This window comes from Ruegeria sp. AJ12 (genome assembly GCF_056536245.1).
In genome coordinates, this window is record NZ_JBQFJJ010000001.1 from 3,692,876 (window position 1) to 3,709,462 (window position 16,587).

The following is a 16,587-nucleotide window of genomic DNA, read 5'->3' on the forward strand; positions in this document are numbered from 1 at the left end:
GTCAGAGGCGGAATCGCAAGGACAGAGACCGCCCGCCGCGCTGCACGGTCATCTGTACCCTGCGTCCCGGATCGGTCAACGCCGTCACCACGTCCCGCGGTCGCTCCATATCGGTTCCATTGATACCTTCCAGAACGTCACCCTCCCGCAGGCCCGCGCGGCCTCCGTATGGTCCTGGGTCAACCACAACGACGCCGGTTTGAGACAGCAACAATCCCAATCGACTGATCACCGCCGGGTTCACCCGCGAAACGGTCAGCCCCGGCAGGACGGTTCCCTCGTTCAGGGTTGTTTCCTCAGCCGCCGGGGTCTCGGGCGCCTTGACCAGCTCGACTTCAATCTCATCGCTGGCGTCTCCCCTCAACCGGGTCAGCATCGACGTTCCGCCAACGCCCGCAATGGACATGCGAAACTTCATCTCAGCCGGAGAGTTCACTTCATCCCCATCCACATGGGTAACGACATCGCCGACCCGAAACCCTGCCGCGACCAGCGGGCTCAGATCATGCAAGTCGGAAATCACGACACCAAGCGGGATGACAAGCCCAAGAGACTCGGCGATATCCGCGCTCATGTGTTGACCGGCCATCCCGGCCCAGGGGCTGATGAAACTAATATTGCCCGCCCGCGCCTGACGCAGGAACGCCGCCACCAGATTGGCTGGTATGGCAAACCCGATCCCGTTTGACCCACCGGAACGTGTCAGGATCGACGTATTAATTCCGATCAGATCACCGTTCACATCGATCAGCGCTCCGCCCGAGTTCCCCGGATTGATCGCCGCATCGGTCTGTATGAAATATCCACGCGCATTTCCCGTTGCTGTGCCGGTTCGCGCCAGCCCTGAGATTATGCCCGATGACACCGTCTGCCCGACGCCGAATGGATTTCCGATGGCCAGAGCCAACTCACCGACTTCAACTTGATCGGAATCGCGCAGTGGCAGGTAAGGCAGTTCTTGCGCCTCCTCCAGCCGAAGTATCGCGATATCGCTTTCCTCGTCGCCTAGAACGACCTTGGCCGAGAACTCGCGCCGATCGGTTGTGACGACGCGAATCTCAGTCGCCGAGCCGACAACATGGTAGTTGGAGACCACATAACCGTCGTCGGACAGGATCACCCCTGACCCCAGCGAGTTCTGAACCCGCGGCCTGGGGGCACCAAAACCACCGCCAAAGAAGTCCCGAAAAAACGGGTCCGAAAACAAAGTATTTGAACGGCCCTGCCGGATTATCTTGGCATAGATATTGACAACGGCGGGGGCTGCGTCTTTGACGACTGGAGCAAAGCCCAGCGAAATTTCCGTCTGCGACTGCGGCACACGTGTCTCTGCGGTGCCCTGTGAGCTGAGCGTTATCAGGACCAGAGTCAGAACGGCGCGGATCATGCGGTCTCCAATCAAAATCATGAGATGATATGCGGAGGTCCGTGGAAGAATGCAAGTGGACGCTCGTCGCGGTCCCGATCCCAAAATGAAAAAACCTCCGCCCGGTCGCCCGCGCGGAGGTGTTCATTCGGCCATTCGCCGGATTTTAGTCTTCGTCTGCGGCGTCTTCGGCTTCGACACGGGCTTTGTCAGCCGCGCCTTTGGCGTCGATGTCACGGTCAACAAATTCAATGATCGCCATCGGAGCCATATCACCGTAACGGAAGCCAGCCTTCAGGATGCGGACATAACCACCCTGACGCTCGGCGTAGCGGGGGCCCAGAACCTCGAACAGCTTGGCGACGTCTTTGTCTTCTTTCAGCTGCGATGCGGCCTGACGGCGGGCGTGCAGGTCGCCGCGCTTGCCGAGGGTGATCAGTTTTTCAACGATCGGGCGCAGTTCTTTTGCCTTGGGCAAAGTTGTTTTGATCTGCTCATGTTCAATGAGCGAGCCGGCCATGTTCGCAAACAGAGCCTTGCGGTGCTCATGGGTGCGGTTCAGGCGGCGATAACCACGTGCGTGACGCATTTTCTAGTTCCTTCTTTCTCGTTTTGCTTTGTCTGGCCGGCGATGCGTGTCACCGGCTCTCCTTGGGGCGGAAGTGCCCATATTGTCCCCAGCAGCCTGGGCATTGGAGAAGACGCGTTTAGAACGCGTCTTCGAATTTCTTCGCCAGATCTTCGATGTTGTCGGGCGGCCAATCCTCGACATCCATGCCGAGGTGCAGACCCATGCCGGACAGCACTTCCTTGATCTCGTTCAGCGACTTGCGGCCGAAGTTCGGGGTGCGCAGCATCTCGGCTTCGGTCTTCTGGATCAGGTCGCCGATGTAGACGATGTTGTCGTTCTTCAGGCAGTTTGCCGAACGGACCGACAGTTCCAGCTCGTCCACTTTCTTCAGCAGCAGCGGGTTGAACTCCAGACCATCGTCTTCGTCCTGACGGCCAGCCGATTCCGGCTCGTCGAAGTTGACGAAGATCGACAGCTGATCCTGCAGGATACGGGCGGCAAAGGCCAACGCGTCTTCCGGCGTGATCGAACCATCCGTGTCGATCTTCAGGGTCAGCTTATCATAGTCTAGAACCTGACCTTCACGGGTCGGCTGAACGTCATAGGCAACCTTTTTGACCGGCGAATAGATCGCGTCGATCGGGATCAGGCCGATGGGTGCGTCTTCGGGCTTGTTCTTTTCAGCCGAGACGTATCCCTTGCCGGTGTTGACGGTCAGTTCCATGAACAGGTCAGCGCCATCGTCCAGGTGGCAGATGACGTGATCGCGGTTCAGAACCTCGATGCCAGCGCTTTCGCTGATGTCACCAGCGGTGACAACTGCGGGGCCTTTGGCATTGATCGACAGGCGCTTGGGGCCTTCGACTTCCATACGCAGCGAAACGCCCTTAAGGTTCAGGATGATGTCGGTGACATCTTCGCGCACACCGGCAACCGAGCTGAACTCATGCAGAACGTTGTCGATCTGAACGCTGGTGATGGCCGCGCCTTGCAGCGAGCTCATCAGAACGCGGCGCAGCGCGTTACCCAGAGTCAGACCGAAACCACGCTCCAATGGCTCGGCGACCAGAGTTGCCTGACGTGCGGGATCATTGCCCGGCTTGCCGTCAAGCTGGTTCGGCTTGATCAATTCTGCCCAATTCTTATGGATCATGTAATCCCTCCATTCCTGTCTGCGCCCCATGACCAATCAGGTGCAGACGCCCGAGGTTCAAAATGACGTGCTGGGGCAGCGCAAAAACGCAGCCCCAGCTGAATTCCAAATCGCTTAGACGCGGCGGCGTTTCGGCGGGCGGCAGCCGTTGTGAGCGATTGGGGTCACGTCGCGGATCGACGTGATGTTGAAGCCCACCGCAGCCAGCGCACGCAGGGCCGATTCACGGCCCGAACCGGGGCCCTGAACTTCGACCTCCAGCGTCTTGACGCCGTGATCCTGCGCCTTCTTGCCTGCGTCTTCCGCAGCCATCTGTGCGGCATACGGTGTCGATTTGCGAGACCCTTTGAATCCCATGGTCCCGGCAGACGACCATGCAATGGCGTTGCCCTGCACGTCCGAGATCAGGATCTTGGTGTTGTTGAAGGTCGAGTTCACATGGGCAACGCCCGATGCGATGTTCTTGCGCTCTTTGCGCTTAACGCGAGTCTTGTCACGTGCCATCAGTCAGACCCTCCCTTATTTCTTCTTACCGGCAATGGCCTTTGCGGGGCCTTTGCGGGTACGAGCATTAGTGTGGGTACGCTGACCGCGAACCGGCAGGTTGCGGCGGTGACGCAGACCGCGATAGCAGCCCAGGTCCATCAGGCGCTTGACGTTCATCTGAACTTCACGACGCAGGTCACCTTCAACGGTGAAGTTCGCGTCGATATGTTCCCGGATGGCCAGAACTTCGGCATCCGACAGTTCATTGACGCGACGGGACGCGTCGATGCCCACGGCTTCGCAGATAGCCTGCGCCGAGGTGTTTCCGATACCGGTGATATATGTAAGGGCGATTGGGACCCGCTTTGCAGTCGGGATGTTTACGCCGGCAATACGTGCCACGTGTCACTTTCCTTTTCGTTGCGGTTCCGTAGCTCCGGAACCTTTTTTCACAACACTTGACCGTGGCAGCGACGCCAGAGGGCCCAGTATTTATTCGAGGTGGTCGGTGCGCTTGGAGCGAATCCTGCGCGCAATTGTGATTCCCGTAGGGATGGGGGTCGATATGGGCTTTTGAGCTCGCCGTCAAGCCCATTTGAGTTTCAGCGCAGAACAGCCTCAATCGACGCCGTAACTTCCTTGATATCCGCCAAACCGTTCACGGGGCGCAGATCACCTTTGGCGTAGTAATAGCCAATCAGCGGTGAGGTCTTCTTGTAGTACTCCATCAACCGGGTGCGCAGGCTGTCTTCGTTGTCGTCAGCGCGACGGACAAAGTCATTTTCCTTGCCGCAGTTGGTGCATTTGCCATCTGCAGGAATCGGCTTGGTCTTGTCGTTATAGACCTCACCACATCCGCCGCAGGTCGAGCGTGCCGTGATCCGGTCCACCAGCGCGTCATCATCCACGCGCATCTCGATCACCGTATGCAGGGACTGTCCCAGCTTGGTCAGCAGGGCCGACAGGGCATCGGCCTGCGCCAACGTGCGTGGGAAACCGTCAAAGATGAAACCGGCACCTTTTTCGGTGGTCAGTTTCTCTTCGATCAGGCCGATCACGATCTCATCGGTGACCAGCTTGCCCGCGTCCATGATCGCAGCAACCTTCTGGCCCATCTCGGTTCCGCTTGTCTTGGCCTCGCGCAGCATATCTCCGGTGCTGAGTTGCACCATGCCACGGGTCTCAACAAGGTGGCGCGCCTGCGTTCCTTTGCCCGCCCCCGGAGGGCCCAGAAGAATGATATTCATCGACGCGCAGTTCCCTTCTTGCCCCGTTTCTTGCTCTTACCGCGCAGTTGGGACTTTTCGATCAGCCCTTCGTATTGATGCGCCAGCAAGTGGCTCTGGACCTGCTGGATCGTGTCCATGGTCACCGACACGATAATCAGAACCGAGGTGCCACCGAAGTAGAACGGAATTGCAAACTGGTTGCGAAGGATTTCGGGCAGAAGACAGACCGCCGCCAGATAGGCCGAGCCCAGAACCAGAACACGGTTGACCACGTACTCCAGATATTCCGACGTTTTCTTACCGGGGCGGATACCGGGCACAAAGCCATTCTGTTTTTTGAGGTTGTCCGCCACATCATCCGGCTTGAAAGCCACATTGAACGTGTAGAAATACGCAAAGAACACGATCATCGACGCAAAAAACAACAGGTACAACGGTTGGCCTGGACCGAAATTGGCCAGCAACCAGGACATCACCGGTCCATTTGTGGCACCCGACGAGAAGGTCGAGATCGTCACCGGCAGCAGCAGCAACGAGCTTGCAAAAATTGCAGGGATAACACCCGACGGGTTGACCTTGACCGGCAGGTGGCTGGAGCCGCCTTCGTATACCTTCATACCGGCTTGTCGGCGTGGGTACTGGATGTGGATCTTGCGCAGCGCGCGTTCCATAAACACCACGAAGGTGATGACCGCGATGACCATTATGATCACGCCAACGATCACGGCCGGGCTGATGGCGCCCGACCGACCCGAGGCAAAGAACTGTGCCAGCGCCGCCGGAACTTCGGCGATGATGCCGACGAAGATGATTAGCGAAATACCGTTTCCGATGCCACGCGCGGTGATCTGTTCACCCAGCCACATCAGGAACATGGTGCCACCCACCAGAGTGATCATGGTCGACATGCGGAAATAGAGACCCGGATCGGTCGCCAGATCGCCCGATTCCAGCGAAACGGCCAGACCATAAGCCTGAACGGTGGCCAGTGCCACTGTTCCGAAGCGGGTATACTGGTTGATCTTCTTCCGCCCTTGCTCACCCTCTTTCTTGAGTTGTTCGAGCGCGGGAACCATGGACGTCAGCAATTGCACAATGATCGAGGCCGAAATATAGGGCATGATGCCGAGGGCAAAGATGCCCATCCGTCCCAACGCCCCGCCGGTGAACATCGAAATCATGCCGCCGATGCCCTGCCCCGCCTGCTCCATGAACTCGCGCAGCGCCTGACCGTCGATGCCGGGAACCGGAATGAAGGTACCCAGACGGTAGACGATCAGCAATGCGAGCGTGAACAGGATGCGGTTGCGCAGATCGGTGGCTTTGCCAAGGGCAGCCCAGCTTGTGTTGGCGGCCATTTGTTCTGCTGCTGATACCATAAATCGGTCTCTCTTATGCAAACACCGCCCGGAACCGTTTTCCGGCTCGGACGGCGTCTTGGAAAACTCTGAGGTCTATGTAAGCGGGTCTATGCCCGCTCACAAGCGCTTACTCTGCCGCAGCAGCTTTTGTGACCGTCAGTGAACCGCCCGCTTTTTCGACTGCCTCGATGGCAGATTTCGAAGCACCGGTCACTTCCAGGCTCACTTTGGCGCTGATTTCGCCCTTTGCCAGAACGCGAACACCGTCCAGCTTGCGACGGACAAGACCGGAAGCAACCAGTGCATCCTCGGTGATCGCGGCTTTGGCGTCCAGTTTCTTGGCGTCGATGAATTTCTGGATCAGGCCCAGATTGATAACAGCGAATTCCTTGCGGTTCGGCTTGTTGAAGCCACGCTTGGGCAGGCGCTGATACAGGGGCATCTGGCCGCCTTCGTAGCCGTTGATGGCCACACCCGAACGGGATTTCTGGCCTTTGATACCACGGCCACCCATCTTACCTTTGCCGGAACCGGGCCCACGGCCAACGCGGGTGCGTTTCGGTGCGGCGCCAGGATTGTCGCTCAATTCGTGCAGTTTCATATCGCTTCTCCTAAGCCGGATGTGACCCCCGAAGCGTGATGGGCCAACCACGGCATTTCTTGGTTTTGATTCTCGTGGGCACAATGCCACCGGGGGCGTATAGGACTCCAAAAGCTTCTTGGCAAGCCCGCAAGGGCCGGGCCGGGTCAGCCCTTGTCTTCAGTGGCCCCGTTGGCATCCGTTTTGTCAGTCGAAAGAGGCGCCGCATGAGGATCAATTCCGTGTTTTGCCACAAGTTGGCCGATGAGGCTATCGGGGTGCGGGATGCCACCAAACCGGTTTCTGATAAAAGCGCGCATACGCCGCCCATACAGGTGGATTGAAACGGTATCTTCCTTGATAAATGGCTGAATATCCGCTTTCGGTCGCCCCATAACGCGACGACGGGCGTAATTCACGGGGTAAAACACATGCTCAGGCAGGGCATACTTGATTTCGCCAGTCTGTCTCAGCGCCCATGCAAAGGCTTGTGGGCCCCAGGCACCCCAGATTGTCTCGGGAACGCTTAGTGGTTCGCCGTCCTCCTGCGCTTTCAGAAATATGTTCCTGTGACGGGGAGGCAACCAGGGTGGGATCAGATAAGGATCCTGAGTGTGCTCAATCAGCATACTCAAAGTATCGCTGTCCGACGGCAACCCCAGTACTCCGATCGCGACCTCGCCCTGCAGATATCCGTAGTAATGCCCGTTGGATGTGGAAAACGGTTTGATGCAATAGGCGTCCGTGTCAGCCCAGATCAGATCCGGTTCTTGCGCCAGCATTCTGTATCGGAACTTGTCGGAATGTGGCGCGGGACTGCCGGTACGATCATGTGTTACGAACTCTGTGTCAGGCAGGACATCCCTGGCATCGCGCTGCTCGACACCATCCGGAATGCCTGTCACATCTCCGTAGGTATACAGACGTACAGCTTGTCCGACGTCCAGGTAGGACCTTATGCAGAGCTGTTCCAGAAAACTCAGCGGCCCGCCGACCCAGAGCATTCCAATCTGATACTCACGCACACCGCCGTCCTTTCCTGCTTGGCTGCAACGACCAGTCTGGCCCGGTTATCACGGCTTGAACGAAATTACGGTTTTGCGCAACGGCTGCTGATGTGAAAACAGAAACGTGTGGTGTGATGACAAGGATCAACAAAGCAAAGAGGCGCCACATGGCGCCTCAGGGATTGTTTTGATTTTGTTTGGCTTAAGAACAATACACATGCTCGCGTGCGATGTCTGCGATGTCGCAGCGGCGGACGCCGATATCGTCCAGTTCGCGATTGGTCAGGCGCTGAAGCTCAGTGTAGGTGCGGTTGTACTCGCTCGCCCGGGCACGGTTTTCTTTCACGCGCTCAATCAGGTTTGCAAAACGGGCGGTCAAGTTGAAGCCGCTATGTGTCAGTGTTGCTGTGTGTGCCATATCTCTTTTCCTTTCGAAGGTCGGGGCGTATTCCCCGATGTCACTTATTTGTTCCTTGTTCGGACAAGGCTGAGATAGGCGCATGTGGTATCGCTAACAACTCCGGTTTCAGTCTAGCCGGTATGCGTTTGTGGAATGGCGAGCAAAAGTTGCTTGTGCGCCGCAGAATGCTTTCACTGCTCGTTCTGCGGACAAGACAGGCTTAGCTGCTGTCTGCATAAAGGTTTGCTTCGCGCGAACTCACCGACTGAGGTGCCCCTAGATTTGTTGATGCTTTTGCGTCTGCCAGCGATGCCTTTGAACCACCACCTTTGCGGATTATGGGCACTGTTCCAGTGCGCAAGTTCAGGTTAGATCATGATTATGACTGATTTAACTATGAAACCTGCAGCTATTGCTGACGTCCTCGCAGAAGAAATCATCCGGGGCGACATTGCTCAAGGTGCTCGACTTGCTCAGGATCATATCGCTGCACGCTTCAAGTGCAGTCACGTCCCGGCTCGCGAGGCGCTTCAACGCCTTGTACAGATGGAGCTTGCGACCTTCATTCCCAAGCGCGGTGTCCGAGCATTTTCTTTGACTGACGCAGATCAGGACGACATTCTGGAGATGAGGCTTGCGTTGGAGCCATTGGCTTTGACGAAAGCGGTTGCCAACATGACCCCCGCGGCCCTGCAAGAGATGGATCAGCTTCGGCTTGCATGCGATCAGGCAAAAGATCCTATCTCCTGGGAAAAAGCCAACCGGCAGTTTCACCTGGAAATCCTGAAGCCTTGCGCGCGGCCCCTTATTCTGGGGCGCATAGAACAACTTCAGCGTCTTTCCGCACAGCGATTTCACGCCAGATGGCGTGAATCGTGGCAAAGCACCTCGGACAAAGATCACGTGGCGATCCTTCGGGCAATGGAACGGCGCGAAGAGAAAACCGCATCGACGATCCTTAGGCGGCACCTCTCACGCGGGTGATCTCGGGACGCTCTTGCAAATTATCTATAATTATCTTACCCAAAGATCTCTATCGATTCTTTAATAGATAATTAATGAAAGTGTCTCGATGACTTCAACCAAAACCGCGGTCGCCCACAACAATCTCAAATCACTCAATGTGCAGAACCTTACGCTGCCGTGGAAAGTGGCTGCCGTTCTTTTCGGCACCCTTTTCCTTACCGCGTCGTCGTATATCGAAGTTCCAATGATCCCGGTTCCGATTACCATGCAAACCTTTGCGGTAACGCTTGTTGGCGCTTTGTACGGCTGGCGTCTGGGTGGGATCACAATTGCCGCTTGGTTGATGGAAGGAGCCCTTGGTCTACCGGTTCTGGCCGGGGGCGCTGCCGGAGCGCATCATTTCCTGGGTGCAACGGCTGGCTATCTCTTTGCCTTTCCGTTCGCAGGCATGGCTGTCGGATGGTTGACGGCAAGCGGCTGGGACGGACGGCGCGTTTGGCTGTCATTTCTTGCGATGCTCATCGGCAATGCAATCTGTCTGATCTTGGGTGCCGCATGGCTGGCCGTGCTGATCGGTCCAGAACAGGCCATCATGCTTGGTGTCGTTCCCTTTGTGATCGGTGGGGTCCTCAAGTCCGGTCTCGGAGCGATGACACTCAAGCTGTTGACGCGCGATGCCCAGCAATCTGCCGAATGACAGTTCACCTGCGTGCTCATCATCTCCTTTGTATTCTGACCTATATTGGCAAGGGGTACAGCCCCGCCTTCACAGACAACATGACTGTGATCGCGGGGCGCATTTCAGCCGGAGAGACGATCGAGATTGTCGAAGGGCCGGACGAAATCTGCGCGCCGCGTCGGACAGAAATCGACGCGCATTGTTACGACGACAGTATTCGCAATCGAGATCAGAAAGCTGCGATGGACGTGGAGCGGGTATTGCAAACTCCGGTGCATACTGGCGCACAGCTTTCTTTGGATGACTATTCCCTGAAACGACTGCGGGCAGCGTTCACAAAGGATCAGGTTCGATCTGCCTGTAAGGAGTGCCAGTGGAGTGAGATTTGCACGGCCGTGTCCAAGAGCGGTTATCGTGGGGCAATGGTTTGACAGCATTCTCGCTTGCCAACTCCGAAATCCTCTTTTCTGAAACAACCACAAATCATCTTGTTTCACATTGCCACAAACCCCGCTCAACAGCGCAGCGGTTTTTTGAAGTTTTTGCCTCTCTGCTGATAGCAGCCATTCTTGCATGTTGCAGCATTCGGTCACTTTGGGCTCAAAGCGGGCGAACAAGTAACCTCCGCCACAACAAAAAACGCCCCCGACAATGTCGAGGGCGTTTCTAACTCTCCGAAGCAATCGCGCTTAGCCGCGTTCTTCGATGATCTCAACCAGATGCGGGATCTTGTTGACCATGCCGCGGACCGAAGGGGTATCCTCCAACTCACGGGTTTTGTGCATCTTATTCAGGCCCAGACCGATCAGGGTTGCGCGCTGCTCGGCGGGACGGCGGATCGGCGAGCCGATCTGCTTGACGACGATGGTTTTTGCCATTGCTCGCTCTCCTTATGCTTCTGCTTCAGCAGCAGCCGGTGCTTCGTCCCGCTTGGGCAGGATGTCAGCAACCTTTTTGCCACGACGCTGTGCAACCGAACGCGGGCTCTGCTCTTTCTGCAGGCCGTTGATGGTGGCGCGGATCATGTTGTACGGGTTCTGCGAGCCAATCGACTTGGACACAACGTCCTTGACGCCCAGCATTTCGAACACGGCACGCATCGGACCACCGGCGATGATACCGGTACCTTCAGGGGCGGTGCGCATAACCACTTTACCAGCGCCGTGGCGGCCCTCGATGTCGTGGTGCAGGGTGCGACCTTCGCGCAGTTGCACGCGGATCATCTGACGCTTGGCTTGTTCGGTTGCCTTACGGATGGCCTCGGGCACTTCTTTCGCTTTACCCTTGCCAAAGCCGACACGGCCTTTCTGATCGCCGACAACCACCAGAGCAGCGAAGCCAAAGCGCTTACCACCTTTTACGGTTTTCGACACGCGGTTGATCGCAACCAGACGATCTGCGAATTCCGGAGCTTCGTCGCGTTCACGACCACGGCCCCGACGGTTTTCACGTTCTGCCATTTGGCATCCCTTTTCTCATGTGGTGCTCTCGGCACCGTTTAGTTCAATCCAAGTGAGCCCCGACTTTTGCCGAGGCCCCCGGATCATCGGGGCGGATCGAAACCCGCCCGCAAGTCTTAGATCTTCAGACCACCTTCACGCGCAGCGTCGGCCAGAGCCTTCACCTTGCCGTGGAACAAGAAGCCGCCACGGTCGAAATAGGCCTCTTCGACGCCTGCCTTCTTGGCACGCTCGGCGATGGCCGCGCCCACTTTGGTGGCCGCTTCGACGTTGTTCTTGCCAACAACACCCAGATCTTTTTCCAGGGTCGAGGCCGAGGCCAGGGTCACGCCACGTACGTCGTCGATCAGCTGAACAGAGATGTTCTTGTTCGAACGGTGTACGGACAGACGCGGACGACCCGCGTTGACCTTGCGAAGTTTGTTCCGAACGCGCAGGCGGCGCTTCAGAAACAGGGTTCTTTTGCTGTTTGCCATTGTTTGCGTCCTTACTTCTTCTTGCCTTCCTTGCGGAAGATGAACTCGCCCTTATAGCGGATGCCCTTGCCCTTGTACGGCTCGGGACGGCGCCAATCGCGGATTTTCGCCGCCACTTCGCCCACCTGCTGCTGGTCGATCCCTTCCACAACGATCTCGGTCTGCTTCGGCGCGGTGATGGTGACACCTTCCGGGGCAGTGAAATCAACATCGTGGCTGTAACCCAGGTTTAGCTTCAGGGTGTTGCCCTGCATCTGTGCCCGGTAACCAACACCCTGGATCTCCAGCTCTTTCTTGAAGCCGTTGGTCACGCCTTCGACAAGATTGGCAACCATAGTGCGGCTCATACCCCACTGCTGGCGCGCGCGCTTGGACATCCCACGCGGGTTGATCTGCACAACGTTGTCTTCGACCGACAGCGTGACGTCATCGGTTGCGGTGAAGCTGCGGGTGCCTTTCGGACCTTTGACTTCGATGGTCTGACCCGACACAGAGGCGGAAACGCCGCTGGGCAGCTCGACCGGTCTTTTACCAATACGAGACATTGCAGACCTCCTTAGAAGACGGTGCAGAGCACTTCGCCGCCAACATTGTTGGAGCGAGCGTTCTGGTCCGACATCACACCTTTCGGAGTGCTGACAATCGACACGCCCAGACCCTGACGGACCTGCGGGATGTCATTGACGCCCATGTATACGCGACGACCGGGCTTCGAGACCCGCTTCAGTTCGCGAATAACAGGGGTGCCTTCGTAGTATTTCAGGCTGATTTCGATGGCCGGATGACCGTTTTCACCGGTCGTCTTTTCATAGCCACGGATGTAACCTTCGTCCGCCAGCACGTCCAGAACCCAACCGCGCAGCTTGGACGCCGGGGTGGATACGGTGGACTTGCCGCGCATTTGCGCGTTGCGGATACGGGTGAGCATATCGCCGATAGGATCATTCATATCTATGTCTCCCTTACCAGCTCGATTTCACCATGCCGGGGATCTGACCAGCAGAACCCAGCTCGCGCAGCGCGATACGGCTGACCTTCAGCTTACGGTAGTAAGCGTGGGGACGACCGGTCAGCTGACACCGGTTGTGAAGACGGGTTGCCGAGCTGTTGCGCGGCAGTTTCGCCAGTTTCAGACGCGCCTTGAAACGCTCTTCCATCGGCTTGCTCTCGTCATTCGCGATTTCTTTCAGCTCGGCACGCTTTGCGGCATATTTGGCCACCAGGCGCTCGCGCTTCTTCTCGCGTTCGATCATTGCTTTTTTAGCCATGTCTCTTTCCTCCCGGCGCTTAGGCGTTGAAGGGCATGTTGAACGCTTTCAACAGTGCCTTACCTTCAGCGTCGGTTTTCGCTGTGGTGGTGATTACGATATCCAGGCCCCAGACTTCGTCGACTTTGTCAAAGTCGATTTCCGGGAACACGATGTGCTCTTTCATGCCCATGGCAAAGTTGCCACGACCATCAAAAGACGGCTTCACACCGCGGAAGTCACGCACGCGCGGCATCGCGATGGTGATCAGACGATCCAAGAATTCGTACATCCGGTCACCGCGCAGGGTTACTTTCGCACCCAGCGGCATGTCTTCCCGGACGCGGAAACCCGCGATCGACTTTTTCGCCAGCGTCGCAACGGCCTTTTGACCGGCAATCGCAGTCAGGTCCTCGACCGCCGCCTTGGCTTTCTTCGAGTCTTTGACAGCTTCTGCACCACAGCCGATGTTCAGAACGATTTTTTCCAGCTTGGGCAGCTGCATGTCGTTCTTGTAGCCGAACTCTTCTTTCAGAGCGGGGCGGATGGTTTCAGCGTACTGAGCTTTCAGACGCGGGGTATAGTTTGCGGTATCAAGCATCGATCACGTCCCCCGTGGTCTTGGCGAAGCGCACTTTCTTGCCGCCTTCCATGCGGAAGCCAACGCGGGTTGCTTTGCCGTTTGCGTCCAGCAGCGCCAGGTTCGACAGCTCGATCGGGTTTGCCTGAGGCAAACGACCGCCTTGAGAGTTCTGGGTCTGGCGCGTGTGACGGATGGCGATGTTGATGCCGTCGACAACAGCCTTACCGGCTTTGGGGTCAACCGAGGTAATGGTGCCCTCTTTGCCCTTGTCCTTGCCGGCCAGCACGACGACCTTGTCGCCTTTGCGGAGTTTAGCAGCCATGATTACAGCACCTCCGGAGCGAGCGAGATGATTTTCATGAAGTTCTTGCCGCGCAGTTCGCGAACAACGGGGCCAAAGATACGGGTACCGATCGGCTCGTTGTTGTTGTTCAGGATGACGGCAGCGTTGCGATCGAAACGGATCGCAGTGCCGTCTTCGCGACGGACTTCCTTGGCGGTGCGTACGACGACGGCCTTGCGGACGTCCCCTTTCTTTACGCGGCCGCGCGGGATGGCTTCCTTCACCGAGACGACAATGACGTCGCCAACAGAGGCGTATTTACGCTTGGAACCACCCAGGACCTTGATGCACTGAACTCGGCGTGCGCCAGAGTTGTCAGCGACATCCAGATTGGTCTGCATCTGGATCATGTGGTTTCTCCCGACCTGTGGGGGCTGTTCTGCTTAGATCCCCCAGGGTTTCGACAAATGAAAAGTCCTGAAAGCTTACGCCTCCAGAACCTCCCAACGTTTCGTCTTCGATTTCGGCGCGCATTCGATGATGCGGACTGTGTCGCCGACCTTGAAGGCGTTCTTTTCATCGTGAGCCCGGTATTTCTTGGACTTACGGATGGTTTTCTTCAGAACCGGATGCGTAAAGCGGCGCTCGACGGATACGGTTACTGTCTGTTCGTTGGCGTCGCTGGTTACGGTGCCGGACAGGATACGCTTGGGCATCTGATTACTCCTCGGATGCCGCGGCAGCGGCCTTTTCGTTCAGAATGGTTTTGACGCGGGCAGCGTTGCGGCGGGCCGCTTTGATGCCAGCGGTGCTTTCCAGCTGACCGGTTGCCTGTTGAAAGCGCAGGTTAAAGCTTTCTTTCTTCAGGTTGGCCAGTTCCTCGCGGAGCTGGTCCGGAGTCTTTTCACGCAGTTCTTGGGCGTTCATCGCCTTTTTCCTTTGCTCAAAACACCAGAAGGCCCCCTTACAGGGTCACCTTGGACCTGGTGGATGAATGATAGACATACGAATCGCCCGACAACGCCGGGAGATCGCAAGATGCCGCTCTATAGGGGGTTAGGGGGTGGGTGGCAAGGGAAAGTTTCACTATCCAAATGAGACTGCATCCATTGCGTTTCCCATGCAGGGATCAATCCCATTTGTAGTTAAAGCTGACACTGATCCGCTCATCCTCAGCCATGTTCATCGGCACCTCATGGCGCAGCCAACTTTCCCAAAGCAGCACATCACCCACCTGCGGCTTCACATAGATGAACGGCTGCAAATCTCGCCGCCCGCCTTTGATGCGCGTCGGTGCCGCCATCATGCGGCCTGAGCGGGGGTCTTCCAACTTCAGCGCGCTGGCCCCTTTGGGCATCGCCACATAAGTGGTACCCGAGATCACACTGTGAGGGTGCAGGTGGCTGGCATGCATCCCGCCCTCGGGCAGAATGTTGATCCAGATGTCTTCCAGCTTAAGCTCGCCCTCGCCCAGATCGAACTCCAGATCCTTGGCAAAGGCCGCAACATGCTGATCCAGCGCTTTGACCAAATCGGCGAAAATCGGGAACCGCCAGGGCAGATCGGTCAGCGAAGCATAGCTGGTGTAGCCGGGGTAGCCGTTTTCCTCACACCATTCCTGCCCGGACTCATCATCCTCCGCAATGACAAGACAAGAGCTTTCCAACTCTTCCGGATCGATCTTTGGGTCGAATTCGGACAGAGTGGCGCGATAGAGGCGGGTGACGAAGAGTGATTCAATCTGTGGCATGAGTGCGTTCCTATCCAAACCGATCACCGACTGCGAGAGGCAAATTCCCGACGCTTCTTTGACCGCAAAACATCATCACGGCGTTCATTCAGTCACTTGGACATTCTGACCTTCAGCTCCCACAAGAGAAGCAGCACAATGATGGGTGGCACCCAGAAGACATAAGCCACCATGTTAAGGACGTTCATAAAGCTAAAGATTTCAGCAATGGTCTGCGGAATAATACTACAACGGTAGTATGAAAACTTGTCGGTCGCGCAGTCAGCATCAAAAAGAAAATGCAAATTCAACGCTATGCCAAAATAGAGGCCGCCATAACGCAAAAATAGTTTCAAAATCTTGCTTCGAACAATGTAGCTCAAGCCGATTGCAGCTAACGGCACCACGCCGAAAATTACTATTACCGTCAAAACTGTTCCTAGTGACACATGCGCTATAGTCTCGACCGAACAATGATCTTTAATTGACTGCGTATTAGGTAGTTATCGGCTGAGCAGGTTTCAAATGGAAAACCCCCGCCGGTATCCCGACGGGGGTCAATCTTGTCACAAACGGGGCCGAGGCCCCAATCGCTTACCAGTCTTCGCGGACCACAACGCGGGTCTTGATCGGCAGCTTCATCGCAGCCAGGCGCAGAGCCTCGCGCGCGATGTCGTCATTGACGCCATCGATCTCGAACATCACACGACCGGGCTTCACCTTCGCGGCCCAGAAGTCAACGGAGCCTTTACCTTTACCCATACGGACTTCGGTCGGCTTCGAGGTCACGGGCGTATCCGGGAAGATCCGGATCCAGACGCGACCCTGACGTTTCATGTGACGGGTCATGGCACGACGTGCAGCTTCGATCTGACGCGCGGTGACGCGCTCGGGCTGCAGTGCTTTCAAACCGTAAGTGCCAAAGTTCAGATCAGAGCCGCCCTTGGCTTCGCCCTTGATCCTGCCTTTGTGCATCTTGCGGAATTTAGTACGCTTTGGTTGAAGCATATC

At 56.8% G+C, this 16,587-nt stretch carries 27 protein-coding genes; 3 read left to right on the plus strand and 24 right to left on the minus strand.

Annotated features, from left to right (window positions below):
* Position 1 precedes the first annotated feature (1 nt).
* From ACR3E0_RS18405 to ACR3E0_RS18450, 10 genes are all read right to left on the minus strand, one after another.
* Positions 2-1,387 (minus strand): trypsin-like peptidase domain-containing protein, encoded by a 1,386-nt coding sequence (locus tag ACR3E0_RS18405; RefSeq protein ID WP_480480313.1) that lies wholly within the window; start codon positions 1,385-1,387, stop codon positions 2-4.
* A gap of 145 nt (positions 1,388-1,532) precedes the next feature.
* Entirely contained in the window at positions 1,533-1,955 is a 423-nt protein-coding gene (rplQ, locus tag ACR3E0_RS18410) for a 50S ribosomal protein L17 (RefSeq protein WP_480480315.1), read from the minus strand.
* Between the two features lie 118 nt (positions 1,956-2,073).
* Positions 2,074-3,090, minus strand: coding sequence for a DNA-directed RNA polymerase subunit alpha (locus ACR3E0_RS18415; RefSeq protein WP_480480317.1), 1,017 nt, complete (start codon positions 3,088-3,090; stop codon positions 2,074-2,076).
* A 114-nt stretch (positions 3,091-3,204) separates the two neighbouring features.
* Entirely contained in the window at positions 3,205-3,594 is a 390-nt protein-coding gene (gene rpsK, locus ACR3E0_RS18420) for a 30S ribosomal protein S11 (protein ID WP_058283499.1), read from the minus strand.
* Between the two features lie 15 nt (positions 3,595-3,609).
* Positions 3,610-3,978: a 30S ribosomal protein S13 gene (rpsM, locus tag ACR3E0_RS18425; RefSeq protein ID WP_120633900.1), complete on the minus strand. Its 369-nt coding sequence runs from the start codon at positions 3,976-3,978 to the stop codon at positions 3,610-3,612.
* Positions 3,979-4,178: 200 nt separating this feature from the next.
* Complete coding sequence (locus ACR3E0_RS18430; RefSeq protein WP_480480319.1) at positions 4,179-4,823, minus strand: adenylate kinase; 645 nt, start codon at positions 4,821-4,823, stop codon at positions 4,179-4,181.
* Positions 4,820-6,184, minus strand: a complete 1,365-nt coding sequence (gene secY / locus ACR3E0_RS18435; RefSeq protein ID WP_480480321.1) for a preprotein translocase subunit SecY — start codon at positions 6,182-6,184, stop codon at positions 4,820-4,822. Before secY ends, ACR3E0_RS18430 begins: the two co-directional genes overlap by 4 nt.
* Before the next feature lie 109 nt (positions 6,185-6,293).
* Positions 6,294-6,767: a 50S ribosomal protein L15 gene (gene rplO, locus ACR3E0_RS18440; protein ID WP_480480323.1), complete on the minus strand. Its 474-nt coding sequence runs from the start codon at positions 6,765-6,767 to the stop codon at positions 6,294-6,296.
* A 146-nt stretch (positions 6,768-6,913) separates the two neighbouring features.
* Positions 6,914-7,771 (minus strand): hypothetical protein, encoded by an 858-nt coding sequence (locus tag ACR3E0_RS18445; RefSeq protein WP_480480325.1) that lies wholly within the window; start codon positions 7,769-7,771, stop codon positions 6,914-6,916.
* 184 nt (positions 7,772-7,955) lie between these two features.
* Complete coding sequence (locus tag ACR3E0_RS18450; protein WP_480480327.1) at positions 7,956-8,171, minus strand: DUF1127 domain-containing protein; 216 nt, start codon at positions 8,169-8,171, stop codon at positions 7,956-7,958.
* Between the two features lie 378 nt (positions 8,172-8,549).
* Between ACR3E0_RS18450 and ACR3E0_RS18455 the strand changes: the two genes are divergently transcribed.
* From ACR3E0_RS18455 to ACR3E0_RS18465, 3 genes are all read left to right on the plus strand, one after another.
* Positions 8,550-9,137 (plus strand): GntR family transcriptional regulator, encoded by a 588-nt coding sequence (locus ACR3E0_RS18455; protein ID WP_480480329.1) that lies wholly within the window; start codon positions 8,550-8,552, stop codon positions 9,135-9,137.
* An 88-nt stretch (positions 9,138-9,225) separates the two neighbouring features.
* Positions 9,226-9,816 (plus strand): biotin transporter BioY, encoded by a 591-nt coding sequence (locus ACR3E0_RS18460; RefSeq protein ID WP_480480331.1) that lies wholly within the window; start codon positions 9,226-9,228, stop codon positions 9,814-9,816.
* Positions 9,813-10,229, plus strand: a complete 417-nt coding sequence (locus ACR3E0_RS18465; protein WP_480480333.1) for a DUF1284 domain-containing protein — start codon at positions 9,813-9,815, stop codon at positions 10,227-10,229. The genes ACR3E0_RS18460 and ACR3E0_RS18465 overlap by 4 nt, the downstream gene beginning before the upstream one ends.
* A gap of 258 nt (positions 10,230-10,487) precedes the next feature.
* On the opposite strand, the gene rpmD is transcribed toward ACR3E0_RS18465, so the two are convergent.
* From rpmD to rplP, 14 genes are all read right to left on the minus strand, one after another.
* The gene (gene rpmD, locus ACR3E0_RS18470) at positions 10,488-10,676 is read right to left on the minus strand and encodes a 50S ribosomal protein L30 (RefSeq protein WP_008757946.1); all 189 of its coding nucleotides are present in this window, start codon (positions 10,674-10,676) and stop codon (positions 10,488-10,490) included.
* A gap of 12 nt (positions 10,677-10,688) precedes the next feature.
* Complete coding sequence (rpsE, locus tag ACR3E0_RS18475) at positions 10,689-11,258, minus strand: 30S ribosomal protein S5 (RefSeq protein WP_480480335.1); 570 nt, start codon at positions 11,256-11,258, stop codon at positions 10,689-10,691.
* Positions 11,259-11,374: 116 nt separating this feature from the next.
* Positions 11,375-11,734: a 50S ribosomal protein L18 gene (gene rplR, locus ACR3E0_RS18480; protein ID WP_058283506.1), complete on the minus strand. Its 360-nt coding sequence runs from the start codon at positions 11,732-11,734 to the stop codon at positions 11,375-11,377.
* A gap of 11 nt (positions 11,735-11,745) precedes the next feature.
* Positions 11,746-12,279, minus strand: a complete 534-nt coding sequence (gene rplF / locus ACR3E0_RS18485) for a 50S ribosomal protein L6 (RefSeq protein ID WP_480480337.1) — start codon at positions 12,277-12,279, stop codon at positions 11,746-11,748.
* 11 nt (positions 12,280-12,290) lie between these two features.
* Positions 12,291-12,683 carry a 30S ribosomal protein S8 gene (gene rpsH, locus ACR3E0_RS18490; protein WP_039523381.1) on the minus strand — a complete coding sequence of 131 codons (393 nt, stop codon included), beginning with the start codon at positions 12,681-12,683 and terminating at the stop codon, positions 12,291-12,293.
* A gap of 13 nt (positions 12,684-12,696) precedes the next feature.
* A complete protein-coding gene (gene rpsN, locus ACR3E0_RS18495) occupies positions 12,697-13,002 on the minus strand; it encodes a 30S ribosomal protein S14 (protein WP_010437098.1) in 306 nt (101 codons plus the stop codon).
* 19 nt (positions 13,003-13,021) lie between these two features.
* Positions 13,022-13,582: a 50S ribosomal protein L5 gene (gene rplE / locus ACR3E0_RS18500; protein ID WP_480480339.1), complete on the minus strand. Its 561-nt coding sequence runs from the start codon at positions 13,580-13,582 to the stop codon at positions 13,022-13,024.
* A complete protein-coding gene (gene rplX / locus ACR3E0_RS18505; RefSeq protein ID WP_480480341.1) occupies positions 13,575-13,886 on the minus strand; it encodes a 50S ribosomal protein L24 in 312 nt (103 codons plus the stop codon). Before rplX ends, rplE begins: the two co-directional genes overlap by 8 nt.
* 2 nt (positions 13,887-13,888) lie before the next feature.
* Entirely contained in the window at positions 13,889-14,257 is a 369-nt protein-coding gene (gene rplN, locus ACR3E0_RS18510; RefSeq protein WP_068340767.1) for a 50S ribosomal protein L14, read from the minus strand.
* A gap of 75 nt (positions 14,258-14,332) precedes the next feature.
* Positions 14,333-14,563 (minus strand): 30S ribosomal protein S17, encoded by a 231-nt coding sequence (rpsQ, locus tag ACR3E0_RS18515; RefSeq protein WP_008757253.1) that lies wholly within the window; start codon positions 14,561-14,563, stop codon positions 14,333-14,335.
* Between the two features lie 4 nt (positions 14,564-14,567).
* Positions 14,568-14,774, minus strand: a complete 207-nt coding sequence (gene rpmC / locus ACR3E0_RS18520) for a 50S ribosomal protein L29 (protein WP_480480343.1) — start codon at positions 14,772-14,774, stop codon at positions 14,568-14,570.
* 202 nt (positions 14,775-14,976) lie between these two features.
* The gene (locus ACR3E0_RS18525) at positions 14,977-15,597 is read right to left on the minus strand and encodes a 2OG-Fe(II) oxygenase family protein (RefSeq protein WP_480480345.1); all 621 of its coding nucleotides are present in this window, start codon (positions 15,595-15,597) and stop codon (positions 14,977-14,979) included.
* Positions 15,598-15,689: 92 nt separating this feature from the next.
* Positions 15,690-16,007, minus strand: a complete 318-nt coding sequence (locus ACR3E0_RS18530; RefSeq protein WP_480480347.1) for a hypothetical protein — start codon at positions 16,005-16,007, stop codon at positions 15,690-15,692.
* 163 nt (positions 16,008-16,170) lie between these two features.
* Complete coding sequence (gene rplP / locus ACR3E0_RS18535; protein ID WP_170498041.1) at positions 16,171-16,584, minus strand: 50S ribosomal protein L16; 414 nt, start codon at positions 16,582-16,584, stop codon at positions 16,171-16,173.
* Positions 16,585-16,587: the final 3 nt, after the last annotated feature.